Source organism: Enterovibrio gelatinilyticus, from assembly GCF_028683095.1.
GTDB classification, from domain to species: Bacteria; Pseudomonadota; Gammaproteobacteria; order Enterobacterales; family Vibrionaceae; genus Enterovibrio; species Enterovibrio gelatinilyticus.
Map to the genome: position 1 here is coordinate 241,830 of NZ_JAJUBC010000003.1, position 13,601 is coordinate 255,430.

Below are 13,601 nucleotides of genomic sequence, written 5' to 3' on the forward strand. Positions count from 1 at the left end.
GCACTACACCTCCCTCAGCTATTCCCTGTCACTTCTGTGGCTATTCATAAGTCATGATTCTGCGCTTCACGTGCGGTATGACTAAATAGAACCCATCCCGCAAAGATAAATCTCACCAATACAATAATTGCGTCGATATTGTACAATCACTTCGGCTATTCTTATACAAAACCTAATAATCATAAACTTCAGTTTTTTACGTTCGCTTTTAGAACGTTAGTTGACAGCAGACTCGTGACAGACGACGAGTCGTAATAGGGAAAACGGCATGACAGGGCTTCTCAAAGCAACCTCAAAAAAGAGTAAATCGGCGTCCCCTAAGATGACGCAAGATGACGTTGTATACGGCCATATATTTGATGCCATTCTTGAACAACGTCTCCCACCTGGCACCAAACTAAGCGAAGAAGCTTTAGGCGAGATTTTTGGTGTCAGCCGCACCATCATCCGACGCGCATTGCTGCGTCTATCTGTTGAGCAAGTTGTTAGCACTCGTCCCAACCGTGGCTCCATCGTTGCTTCTCCTTCTGTTGATGAAGCCATGCAAATACTGAAAGCACGCGAAGTGATGGAATTAGCCATTGTTGAACTCGCCGCGGAACACGCCACTGGCGAACAAATCGCAAAGTGTCGAGCCATGGTTGCAGAAGAACACGAAGCCATTGCACTGAACGATACCGGACGAAGCATTCGTCTTTCTGGAGAGTTTCATATAGAGCTAGCAGCCATGGCAGACAACCTGCCATTGATGAGCTTCCAGCGTAGTTTGGTGTCTCAATGTTCACTGATCATTGCACTATATGAATCAAGCAAACAGCATAACTGCTCTTATGATGAACACACGCAACTGCTAGACGCCATAGAAGCTCGAGATAAAGATAAAGCAGTTTCTTTGATGAGAACGCACCTTGAACACATCAAATCAAAACTCAACCTTCATGACGAAATCAGTACACAAGATCTTCACGCTGTTTTCTCTAATGTCCTAAAGAAGAAAGCATAACCCTTAGCCATTGCCCTGCTGAACCTACTGTATGGTGGGGAATATTGAGCAATGGTTAATCATATTATTTATCGATTCTGCTATTCTCCTCATCGTCCCTTATGCGGTCATGACCTCACCTTTCAAAGTAAGCTTTTCCTATTTTCCTCTCTATAACACAGTGGGTCTCACTGTAATTTTCAATACTTACAGACGATCACCATCACAGATTGTATACAATTATTGTTTACCATTTTCGTTAATTATTACCAAATAAGTAAGGTACTGATTGATTTTTCAGTCTTTTCCGACACTACAGGCATGTAAACACACTGTTAACATAAAGTTGACCGAACGGTCAGAAATGACTAATTTGTAATCAGTGGATGCTAACTGTCATGGAGGCCATGTGATCCGTTTTCTCTTAAATCAGACCTTGCAGGAAGAAAAGGATATTTCTCCAAACCTAACTGTATTGAATTACCTTCGCGAACATGTGCGCAAGACAGGCACAAAGGAAGGGTGTGGTTCCGGTGATTGCGGGGCATGCACCGTCGTGTTGGGCGAGGTGGTAGATGGCAAGCTTGAATACCGCAGCCTGAACTCCTGCCTCACCTTTGTTTCGGCACTTCACGGAAAACAACTAATTACCGTGGAAGATCTACGAACCAAAGAGTCGCTTCATCCCGTTCAAAAGGCCATTGTCGATTTTCATGGTAGCCAGTGCGGGTACTGCACTCCGGGTTTTATCATGTCGATGTTCGCGCTCACCAAAAACACGCCGAACGCCAATAAAGAAGATACCTATGAAGCGCTCGCTGGCAATCTTTGTCGTTGCACGGGTTATCGACCTATCGTTGAAGCGGCGTTATCACTCAGTCAAGAAGCGCCCATCCGCGATCAGTTCTCCGATTACGAGCGAGAAACAGTTGAAAAGCTCAATGCCATTGGTAAACCCGAACTTGAACATCATGCTGATGGCAAGACGGCTTTCACCCCGACCAACAGTGACGAACTAGCCAAAACCTTGATGGCGCACCCCAATGCCAAACTGTTAGCAGGTGGCACTGATTTGGCGTTAGAAGTCACGCAATTTCATCGTGACATTGATAAGTTGATTTACCTCGGGCATGTCGAAGACATCAAAACCGTGAACGAGACTGACACGCACATTGAAATCGGTGCCAATGTCCCGTTAACCGATGTGTATCGTTCGCTTGAACCGCACTACCCTGATTTCGGTGCACTGATCCAGCGTTTTGCTTCTCTGCAAATCCGCAACCAAGGCACGATTGGCGGAAATATTGCCAATGCTTCTCCGATTGGTGATGGGCCGCCGTTGTTGATTGCGCTGGGTGCGACAATCACGCTTAGACGTGGAGAAACAGCACGTGAGATCGCGCTGGAAGATTTCTTCAAAGACTACAAAGTCACTGCGTTGCAAGCGTCTGAGTTTATCCAAACGATTCGTGTACCCAAACCGTTGCCAGACCAAGTATTCAAAGCGTACAAGATCTCCAAGCGCTTTGATGATGATATTTCGGCGGTGTGTGCTGCATTTCACCTGAAATTCGATAGTGACACTGTCACAGAAGTGCGTGTGGCGTTTGGCGGTATGGCTGCCATTCCAGCTCGCGCCACTCACTGTGAACAAGCATTGATCGGCAAGCCGCTCTCCTTAACCACGATCCAAGCGGCGATGACAGCATTGGCTAGTGACTTTTCACCAATATCGGATGTAAGAGCCACCAAAGAATATCGAGCGGAAACGGCCGCTAATTTACTTTATCGCTTATATACCGAACTCACTTATACCGCGGCTGGTAACACGATAGAAACGAGGGTTATTCATTATGTCTCGTAAAACAATTCCCTCCATGACAATGGAAGAAATGACCACTCAGGCCAAAGCCGGACTAATGACAGGTGTCGGTAAATCCGTGAAGCATGAAAGTGCTGAGAAGCAGGTTTCCGGTGAAGCTCTGTATATTGATGACCGCAACGAATTTCCAAATCAACTGCACGTTTATGCATTGATGAGCCCACATGCACATGCAAACATCACCAAGCTTGATGTGTCCCCTTGCTATCATGTTGCTGGTGTACGAAGTGTTATAACTTCAGAAGATGTGCCTGGTGAGCTAGATATCGGCCCGATCCTTCCTGGCGACCCAATGCTAGCAGACGGCAAAGTGGTGTATGTTGGACAACCTGTGATTGCCGTAGCTGCTGACAGTCTCGACAACGCCCGCAAAGGTGCAGAAGCCGCCATTGTTGAATACGAACTCTTGCCAGCCGCGCTAGATGTAGAAGAAGCATTGGCTCAAGAACTGTTTGTTACTGACAGCCACACTCAAAAACGTGGTGATTCTGCCGCTGCTATCGCCAACGCTGATCATGTCTTAGAAGGGGCACTGCATGTTGGCGGTCAGGAGCACTTCTATTTAGAGACGCAGGTTTCTAGTGTTGTTCCGACCGAAGATGGTGGTGTGATTGTCTATTGCTCCACCCAAAACCCGACTGAAGTACAAAAGCTTGTGTCATCGGTTCTTGGTGTTCCTATGCACAAAGTGCTCATTGATATGCGCCGAATGGGTGGTGGATTTGGTGGTAAAGAGACACAAGCTGCTGGCCCTGCCTGTATTGCAGCGGTTTTCGCTATTCAAACCGGACAACCAGTGAGATTCCGTCTTCCTCGTCGTGAAGACATGATGATGACGGGCAAACGACACCCTTTCTTCAACCAATACAAAGTCGGTTTTGATGACAATGGTTTGATTGAAGGAATTGAGATCGTGGTATCTGGCAATGCAGGACACTCCCCAGATTTATCTCGCTCCATCGTCGATCGCGCCATGTTCCACTCAGACAACGCGTATTATCTTGGCAACGCCACTGTCACAGGGCATTGCGTAAAAACCAATACCGCTTCAAACACGGCTTATCGTGGATTCGGTGGCCCTCAAGGGATGATGACCATTGAGCACGTGATGGACACTATCGCTTACCATCTTGGCAAAGATCCTCTCGATGTACGCAAAACCAACTACTACGGCGCAGAAGTCGAAGGCCGTGATGAAACCCACTATTACCAGAAAGTGGAAGATAATTTTATTCATGACATGACGTCAGACTTGGAATCAGAGTGCGACTATCAAGCAAGACGAAAATCGATTGCGGAATTCAACGCCAATAGCCCAATCCTGAAAAAAGGCATTGCTATTACGCCAGTGAAATTTGGTATCTCATTTACGGCAACCTTCCTAAATCAAGCGGGTGCGCTCGTGACTGTGTACACCGACGGTAGCATTTCACTTAACCACGGCGGCACGGAGATGGGCCAAGGATTAAACACCAAAGTCGCCCAAATCGTCGCGGAAACCTTCAATGTGGATATCAGCACCATTCAAGTCACGGCCACCAATACTGAAAAAGTGCCAAACACATCACCCACTGCAGCGTCGTCTGGTACTGACCTTAATGGTAAAGCAGCACAGAATGCTGCGCTGATCATCAAAGAGCGTATGGTAAATTTTGCTTCCACTCATTTTGATGTTGCCCCCGAAGACGTAAATTTCAGCAATGGCATTGTGTCGATTGGCGACAAGAAAACCCTAACGTTTGCCGATTTTACGGAGCTATGTTGGTTTAACCAGATCTCGCTAGCGGCGTCTGGTTTTTATCGCACACCGAAGATTTTCTACGATCACGAAAAAGCCCGTGGACGTCCCTTCTATTACTTTGCTTATGGCGTGTCTTGCTCTGAAGTGATTATTGATACCCTAACAGGGGAATACAAAGTGCTCCGTGCTGACATTCTTCACGACGTGGGGGCGTCACTTAACCCAGCGATAGATGTTGGTCAGGTTGAAGGAGGCTTTATTCAAGGCATGGGATGGCTGACAACCGAAGAGTTAGTGTGGAACGATAAAGGCCAGTTGATGACTGCAGGCCCGGCAAGCTACAAAATCCCAGCTGTCGCAGACACACCGGAAATCTTTAACACACGTTTGGTCGAAAACCGCACCAACGCCGAAGACACGGTATTCCACTCCAAAGCCGTGGGCGAACCTCCTTTCATGTTGGCGATTTCGGTATGGAGCGCGATTCGCGATGCCATTGTGAGTGTTGCTGAAGACGGGGAAATCCCGCACCTTCCTGCCCCCGCCACACCCGAGCAGGTTTACAACGCCATCAAGCAGGCTCGTAAAGGCAAATCTGCCGCGGATTTTTCGCTCTAAGCAGATAACCCAGAACCATGGATTGGAGAACAGTGATGTTTAAAGACAATTGGATCCAGGCACTGGCTGACTTTGAAGCCAAAGGCACGCCCTGTGTGATGGTAACGGTACTCGAAGACAAGGGCTCAGTGCCACGTGGCGCAGGCACGAAAATGCTGGTGACAGAGAACGAGGTCATTGCCACCATTGGTGGCGGGCATCTTGAACACGTTGCAATGAAAGCCGCACAAGAGATGCTATCGCACGGTGATAGCGAGATGAAAATCGAGCGGTTCAACCTAGGCGCAAGACTAGGACAATGTTGCGGTGGCATTGTCACACTAAGTTTCGAACCCATTGGACAACAACGACATATACTGGCTCTTTTCGGTGCTGGCCATGTTGCCAAAGCGCTAGTTCATATTCTCGCAACTCTGCCATTCAAGGTGATATGGATTGATGAGCGTGAAGCGCAATTTCCTGCTCAAATTCCTGACAACGTTGAAATGCTATTGAGTGACGACCCAGTCGGTGAAGTGGCTAACCTACCAACCAACTGTATGTATTTGGTGTTAACCCATAACCATCAACTGGATTTTGACCTTTGCCGAGCCATTCTAAAACGCGGAGACAGTCGCTATTTCGGTTTAATTGGTTCGCTGTCTAAACGGAAACGTTTTGATTTTCGCTTGAAAGAACGTGGGTTTAACGATGAAGCGATTAACACCATGATCTGCCCTATCGGTATCGAGGCGGTAAAAGGTAAACACCCCGCAGAAATTGCAGTTTCCGTCGCGGGCGAATTGATCGCTTGTTATCAAGGTGAGCACATCTCCAGCAAACGAGATCACTTACCACAGAAACTGACTGAAAAAGTCTCTACCCTGTCTACAAAGCCTAAGCTTGATATAGAGCTAGAGCATAACGATAAGAATAATAACGAAAAAATAAGGGCATAAAGGAATGAATGACCCAAAAACTCATCCGGCGAAAGCCTTTCGCGCTGCCATACTGCATAGCCTTGCCAACCCAACGGACGTGGGTTTGGAAGACTCTTATCAATACTTTGAAGACGGTATTTTAGTCGTTGCCGACGGTCATATTGTTAGTGTCGGTTATGCAGAAGATATACTGCCAACACTGGATGCCAGTATTGAAGTTGTCGAATTTAAAGATAAATTGATCACACCGGGTTTTATCGATACCCACATTCACTATCCTCAGACAGGTATGATTGCTGCCTATGGCGAGCAACTTCTCGATTGGTTAAACAACTATACCTTCCCTGAAGAGAAACGTTTTGCGGATACAGACTATGCCCGGGAAGTCGCTATCCAGTTTTTGGATGAACTTGCGCGCAATGGCACCACGACGGCACTGGTTTTTGGCACAGTGCATAAAGCCTCAGTCGATGAGTTTTTTCAAGAAGCGGAAAAACGAAACCTTCGCATGATCGCAGGCAAAGTCCTGATGGACAGAAATGCCCCAGAAGATCTGACAGACACACCTGAATCAGGCTATGAGGACAGCAAAAGTCTGATCGAAAAATGGCACAATAAGGGCAGATTGCTTTATGCTGTCACACCACGCTTTGCCCCTACAAGCACCTCAGAGCAACTGCGTTTGGCTGGCAAATTACTCAAAGAATATCCCGATGTATACATGCACACTCACCTATCTGAAAATCTTCAAGAAATCGAATGGGTAAAGTCTCTGTTTCCTGATAGCAAAAACTATTTGGATGTCTACGATCAACATAACCTGCTTTCCAGCCGATCGGTATTCGCCCATGGCATTCATCTTTGTGAAGGTGAATGTACTCGACTTCAAGAAACCGATTCAGCTATTGCATTTTGCCCAACCTCAAATCTATTTCTCGGTTCTGGCCTGTTTCCACTTGCTGAAATGGAAGCCAAAGGTATCAAAGTGGGGATGGGAACAGACGTTGGTGCAGGTACGAGCTTTTCTCTGCTGCAAACCATGAGCGAAGCATACAAAGTCTTACAGCTACAGGGCAAAAAACTGCATCCGCTAAAATCGCTCTACCAAGCCACACTTGGAGGAGCAAAGGCTTTGTCTCTCGATCACATGATCGGCAATTTCGAATCAGGTAAAGAAGCCGACTTTGTCGTACTCGATCTTCATGCCACTCAACTTATGAAGTTTCGAATAGAGCACGCGCATTCACTGGAGGATAAACTGTTTGTTCTAATGACACTCGGTGATGACCGAACAGTATGTGACACCTTCTCATATGGACAATCCATTTATTCCACTCACCACGTTTAACAGCGGCGACACATCTACAAACAGTATTATTGCGTTTCTGCAATCGCAGAAACGCAAGGCTTCCCCCCAAACCGTTAATCATCTGGTTTTGTTCTCAGACAAATCAATCTGGTAACCAAGTCACACTTAGCGTATCCCATTTTGAACAATGAATCATAAACCCGACCAGTGCGTTCAAATAATGAGCACTTAAATGATCTTAAATTGTTAAAATTGTCATGCAGCAAGATAACACGAAGCGCATGTTTCTAGGCCAACCCCTTCCATATTTGCAGATAGATCGTCATTCTTTATCAAGCACATTGTTTCATACGCCAAAGCATCGTTACCGTTTCACAGCAAATCGATGCATTTAACAACATTATCGAACAGGTTTGTTAGAAACCGTCCTTGTTGCCAGCTTGTTGCTGCATGTTTGAAAACTATCGAAATACCCACTCCTTTAATAAGTAATTACGAATAAATTCCCACACTTTGAACAGGTAAATTAATCTTGAGAATAAAAAATACCGTTCATATAATGCCGCCGAATTTATTGGTCACGCAGTAATTCACAGAACATATGCAATGGGTATGGATACCTTAAAAGGATTAACAGAACACAAAGACAGGATCGTTTAGTGTTTTTGTATTTATAGGATTTAAAGATGCGAGCAGGAAGTTTAAGCCTTGCAGTAACGCTAGGATTATCAATGGCTGGGTGTAACAGTGAGACATTCACCATTCCAAGCAATCCAACGCCCCCGACGGGTCCAGTTGCTCCCACCACCTCTGTCAGCATTTATCAATCGATTGATAATTGTGAATTCAACGCTGCACAAGATGTTAACAATTGCCCATTCAAACATGGCGTTTATGTGCTTAACCTTGATCCTTTGCAGATCACGGACTCTGAGCATAAAGCCGTACTTCAACGTGTGACAAATATGATGACATGGGCGAGCAAAGACGTACAAAGTGCTTTCAACACCAAAACTCTGGTCCTTGGCATCATTCCTTCTCAAGATGACGTAGACCCACCATCGGGTGCTAACCCAACTGATGCTGGCGAATTCGCGGTCGAACTCGCTATGAATGGGAAAAGTGTTGTCGACGGCGTGGAACTGTTGTTTACGCAAGACGCCGGAATCAACGAAACAGAGGGGCCAACCGCCTATCAGAAAATGATGCAGTTATTTGACTATTATATTGATAGCCAAACTGTTGCCGGTGATGAACTCGATATCTCTTATCTCGCCTTTAACATCGCCGTTCCCTATATTGCAGCGCAAGCCAACGCCCAGCCCATCGTCCTTCCTCATATTTCAAAATATGACCCTTGCCCATATTCTAACGGCCAAGTCGCTGGCTGTAACGATGACCCCGATCCTATTCACGAGGCTGCAGGTGTCGACATGAACCCTGGTGCAGTGGCTGGAACGGTCTACGAATACATGGTTGAAGGCGCTAAAACATCTCCCCTCGGTGAAATAGAAATCAGCGATGGTAGCAGCTTCGTGAATAAAGGTGTGATTGGCACTGATACGCCTACCCTTATTCCAACCCAGACTCTAAAAAGCTGGGAAAACCCAGCATTTATTCCAATGGTAGATTACTTAAACAAACACTTTTTTGTTTATAAGCAGTGACAAGAAATAACCAACAACACGTAACAATCAGTGGTTATCTCCAGAAAAACCAAGATGGTTATTTAATCTTCAACCGCTCGATCATTTTATTAGGAAGTAAAAATGAAGAAACTAATTTGTGCCATTGGCCTATCTTTAGCACTGGCTGGATGTTCAACACCGTTTGACGAAAGTGCTAAGTTTAATGCTTTTGAACCTAAAAACCACGTCACCACCATCGACAGTGTTGTTTCATACCATGGCGAACCCGATGAAATCATCAAAAACGGTGACACGACAGTTTATGTGTATGAGTACCGTGAAACCGTCGATATTGTCCCTTTTTTCTTTTCAACCATGGCTTTTAAATCACGTGCGTTCACTTTCGATAACGAAACCAAAACGCTGATTAAAATAACAGACTAACAAATAATAATTATCTAAACATACACATTCACTCTTTATAAATTATTAAGAGCTGGTTCGGTACGCATCAAATTTTTATTTTCAGGAATGACTATTACAATGAAAAAGTCAATTGTCGCATTGCTGCTCCTTTCTAGTTTCTCATTCGGTGTATTTGCAAACCCATTTGTTGGTGTCACGGTAGGAACGGGGAAAATTGAAGACTCAGGTTTTGTTGACAACTTCACCTTTAAAGCTGGCCTTGAAGAAAGCAACGTTAAGTACAAAGGTGAGAAAATCAGCGCACCTGCTGGCTATGTAGGGGTCAACTATACATTCTGACACCTTAAACAATAGGCTAGTGTAAAGCTCATTCAGCGAGAGAAATCTCGCTGAATGAGTCACCAAATATCAGTTCCCCGAAGAGCCTGATGTGTTAATGCCAAAGCTATTGGCTGGCACCGTCAGTGAAGTGCCATCGCTAAATTGCACTTGTTGGATGGTATTTTGGAAGTTATATGCCACGTAAGTCATTTGATTGCCATTTTTGAACGCTACCGCAGTGGGTGAATCAGCGGTTAACGATCCAGTCCCTGTCATCAAGTGCCCTAACGCCTTCCACGTATGGATCCAATGATATGTATGCGCTTTTGATTCACCTTCTTCGGTGACATAGTTCGAGCCTCGTGTTTCATAATCAGCAATCGCTGCGTCTGCATCTGTCATTGCCCATAGGTTCCACCATATATCACGCCACTGTCCGTCAACTAAACCAGACGGCTTTCCATTACTTGATTCAGCAAGGCCAAGCTCAACATAGTCTTTCATGTAGTCGGCGTGGAGGCCAACGTGGAAAACCAATGGATTAAGCGGTAGCCCCTGAATGCCAAGGATATGCGCGTAAGCCCCACTGAACCATGTTGAAAACACGCCGCCCGTTCCCCAGATAATAGAAGTAGTGATCTTGTCGTAACCAGACGGGAAATTATCGAAATCCGCTCCTTTGTTAAGGTAGCCGTCGAGATTGTTCCAGTACTCCCAATATGCTGCACTTGATGAAGCATGCAAATACATGCCTTTCTCAACTAACTCATCGTCACCCGTGATCAGGCCATATAGAACAATCGCGCCATAAGAGTTCGCCGCTTCTGATGTCGATTCGTTGTTGTTACCCAGTGCAAAGTTAGCGTGACCTGATGCCCATGAAAATCCATTGGCTGGGTCAAAATTACGAAGATACGGGAACATATCGTCGTCTTTACTCGCGGCATAATCGCGGATCAACAATTCTACCATCGGGCCATACTGATCAGCGCCACACCATGCTTTGTCAGTACGGCAAATTTCTGCTGCCGCACGAACGAAGTATCCATAATGAAAGTGGTGGTCATTCAGTTGTTGATGCGTCCCAAACGATTCTTCTACACCCAGTAACGTTGTCCATGTTTCGTCATAAACGAAATATTTCACGGTGTCTAAGCCACCATTGGTGTCAGCGCTGAACCAATCTTCCAGCTCGGCTTTTAGCCAGCTCGTCAGGGTATTCGCTTCAGTGGTCATACCGATGCTTCGAGCGATCGCAATCACCTCGGCGGCTTTACCATAGCTTTTGCCAGACCAATACGTGTCTGTGTATGGGTTCCAACCATTCGAGCCTTTGTTAACGTACTCTGTTACCAAATTTTTCAGGGTATTTGTATCAAAATCGCCAACCGTACTCGGAAGATAAGGCAATACGCCAACAAATGGCATGGTGTAAGAAAATCCATTAGTTTGGCTAAATTTGATCACGCCACGCGCACTGCGCATTTTGTAACTGGTTGTCGCGACGTTGCTGTTTTTCCAGTGCAAAGGATGTAAACCTGCGAGGGTTTCAATCGCATTGCCTTGATTATCCAAATAGGTGTGCGTGACTGTTACTTGGTTATTGGCGCGGTTAACTTCGTAATCAATTTCTACGTCACGTACAACTTGGCGCGCCAACGCGGCAAACTCATTGCTAACAGCATTACTTGGCACAGCAGTGCCTGGTAGCAATGCAATGGTCGCTTCTTTTGCGCTATTTATAACGGCAATTCTATTGCTCGTTTTTTCAGTGAAAGTGGTTTCACCCTCGCCCACAATAAGAAAGTTCGTGCGATTGCCTGCTACGTTAGTCCACACGCCAAGCATGTTGTTTGAATCTGAAAATGTGCCTTTTTCACCGCCATTTGATTTCAGCGTTTTCAACACAATGTCACCTTGATACGCTTTCACATAAACGTAAGGTGAGCCATGCACAAAAGTGGCTTCCATGATTGGCGTTGTTCCGTTTCGCCATTCGACCGTCATTGCGCCATCACTGTGATCTTTTAGATAGCCTTCCATATCGGTGAACTGCGAGTTGGCGATAGTAATACCATCAAAAACTTCATCAAATGGCGCTGGCACCGTGTATTCAAACTTATCAACCGCACCTCTTAACCCACTGGGGATGCCGAGCATTCTGAAGCCACGTTCTGAAATGCGTGCGCTAACAGGATCGGGGGTGATATACGCAGCACTGTCGGGATCACCAATGCGCATTTCACCAAGAAAGGATACCGACCCCCACCATTTGTGTGTGGGTACGGGTTGATTTGAGAGTTCTGGCACTAGCTGAGGAAATATCTTAGTTGGCGTACCAATGTTCGAGCAAGATTCTACACCGGGTTTAACCACCCCAGCATTAAACACCCAAAAGCCATGATCTTCAGCACAGCCGTATCCATCAGGGTTAAAGGTGTCTGAAATGCTGCCAGCGCCATAAGAGGTTATCTTATAGTCTCCTTCGTAGCCGCTTCCATTACCTTCAGCCTGCTCAAGGTACACATCTGCCACTAACACAGTGCCGTTGCCCGAAAACTGTAATCCGATCCACGTCAAATCGTTGAATGCAGGAAACGGTATTTGCATCTCGATCCAGCCATTGCTCAGCGCTGTGCCAGTATTAATCGCGTAAGGCTTTTTATCTTCGGTGCTATTCACGCCCTGAATGGACACTTCAACTTGAGTGGCAAAAGTACTCTTCACTTTAAAACGAAGTTGGTTATACGCCGACGCATCGATAGCATCTGCTGGATTGCGATTGCCCCACGCAAGTTCAGCATAAGGAACGCCATATCCCGTGCCGCTTGTTACCTGAATGACGCGCTCATAGGTGGTGTCTGAAGGGGTTGTATTGATAGATGATTTTGAACCCCAAGATACAGCAGATTCAGCAAAATCGAATGAATCAGCATTCTCTGAATGGAAAACGTAACCATTAGTATCTTCAGGGGTTTCGCCACCATCGGTGCCATCACCGCCGTCTGTGCCATCGCCACTGTCTGTGCCATCACCGCCGTCAGTGCCATCACCGCCGTCTGTGCCATCACCTCCATCTGTGCCATCACCACTGTCTGTGCCATCGCCACTGTCTGTGCCATCACCGCCGTCTGTGCCATCACCGCCGTCTGTGCCATCACCTCCATCTGTGCCATCGCCACTGTCTGTGCCATCGCCACCGTCTGTGCCATCACCACTGTCTGTGCCATCGCCACTGTCTGTGCCATCGCCACTGTCTGTGCCATCGCCGCCGTCTGTGCCATCGCCACTGTCTGTGCCATCGCCGCCGTCTGTGCCATCGCCACTGTCTGTGCCATCGCCGCCGTCTGAGCCAACTCCGCCTTCAGAGCCATCGTCTGACACACTTTTTTTGGTCAATAGAATTTCAACGTCGCCTTGCAAACCACTAACACTGATGTTTCGTCTAACATTCAAGTAGTCATCGTGGGAAATCGAAAGCGTATGATTACCACTGGGAAGAAAGAACAACGCATTGCCCGACGTATCAGTTTCTTTGGTCTTATCCCCCACACTCACGGTGGCATTTAACACTCCCTGATTTGTGTCTTTGTTCATCAGTGTGACGTTAAGTTCGTGAGTGACCACGTTACCAGCACTTGCTTCATCACCGCCTCCTCCTCCGCCACAGGCGGACAATATTGAGACAAAACATAAAAGAGTAAGTGACTTAATGGTATTCAAGGGGATACGTCCTATTTACACAACTATTCGGAATTTCTCATTCGGCCCTCT

At 46.3% G+C, this 13,601-nt stretch carries 9 protein-coding genes; 8 read left to right on the forward strand and 1 reads right to left on the reverse strand.

Annotated features, from left to right (window positions below):
- Window positions 1–268 precede the first annotated feature (268 nt).
- The 8 genes from LRP50_RS04210 to LRP50_RS04245 all read left to right on the forward strand — a co-directional run bounded on the left by LRP50_RS04210 (window position 269) and on the right by LRP50_RS04245 (window position 9,845).
- The gene (locus tag LRP50_RS04210; RefSeq protein WP_274163238.1) at window positions 269–1,003 is read left to right on the forward strand and encodes a GntR family transcriptional regulator; all 735 of its coding nucleotides are present in this window, start codon (window positions 269–271) and stop codon (window positions 1,001–1,003) included.
- A gap of 388 nt (window positions 1,004–1,391) precedes the next feature.
- Window positions 1,392–2,846: a xanthine dehydrogenase small subunit gene (gene xdhA, locus LRP50_RS04215; RefSeq protein ID WP_274163239.1), complete on the forward strand. Its 1,455-nt coding sequence runs from the start codon at window positions 1,392–1,394 to the stop codon at window positions 2,844–2,846.
- On the forward strand, window positions 2,836–5,223 hold the full coding sequence (gene xdhB, locus LRP50_RS04220) for a xanthine dehydrogenase molybdopterin binding subunit (RefSeq protein ID WP_274163240.1): 2,388 nt from the start codon (window positions 2,836–2,838) through the stop codon (window positions 5,221–5,223). Before xdhA ends, xdhB begins: the two co-directional genes overlap by 11 nt.
- Before the next feature lie 35 nt (window positions 5,224–5,258).
- A complete protein-coding gene (gene xdhC, locus LRP50_RS04225; RefSeq protein WP_274163241.1) occupies window positions 5,259–6,161 on the forward strand; it encodes a xanthine dehydrogenase accessory protein XdhC in 903 nt (300 codons plus the stop codon).
- Window positions 6,162–6,165: 4 nt separating this feature from the next.
- Entirely contained in the window at window positions 6,166–7,491 is a 1,326-nt protein-coding gene (guaD, locus tag LRP50_RS04230) for a guanine deaminase (protein ID WP_274163242.1), read from the forward strand.
- A 647-nt stretch (window positions 7,492–8,138) separates the two neighbouring features.
- Window positions 8,139–9,119, forward strand: a complete 981-nt coding sequence (locus LRP50_RS04235) for a hypothetical protein (protein WP_274163243.1) — start codon at window positions 8,139–8,141, stop codon at window positions 9,117–9,119.
- Window positions 9,120–9,221: 102 nt separating this feature from the next.
- Window positions 9,222–9,524 (forward strand): membrane lipoprotein lipid attachment site-containing protein, encoded by a 303-nt coding sequence (locus tag LRP50_RS04240; protein ID WP_274163244.1) that lies wholly within the window; start codon window positions 9,222–9,224, stop codon window positions 9,522–9,524.
- A gap of 99 nt (window positions 9,525–9,623) precedes the next feature.
- On the forward strand, window positions 9,624–9,845 hold the full coding sequence (locus LRP50_RS04245; RefSeq protein WP_274163245.1) for a hypothetical protein: 222 nt from the start codon (window positions 9,624–9,626) through the stop codon (window positions 9,843–9,845).
- 69 nt (window positions 9,846–9,914) lie between these two features.
- Here the strand turns inward: LRP50_RS04245 and LRP50_RS04250 are convergent, their stop codons facing one another.
- On the reverse strand, window positions 9,915–13,550 hold the full coding sequence (locus LRP50_RS04250; RefSeq protein ID WP_274163246.1) for a glycosyl hydrolase: 3,636 nt from the start codon (window positions 13,548–13,550) through the stop codon (window positions 9,915–9,917).
- Window positions 13,551–13,601: the final 51 nt, after the last annotated feature.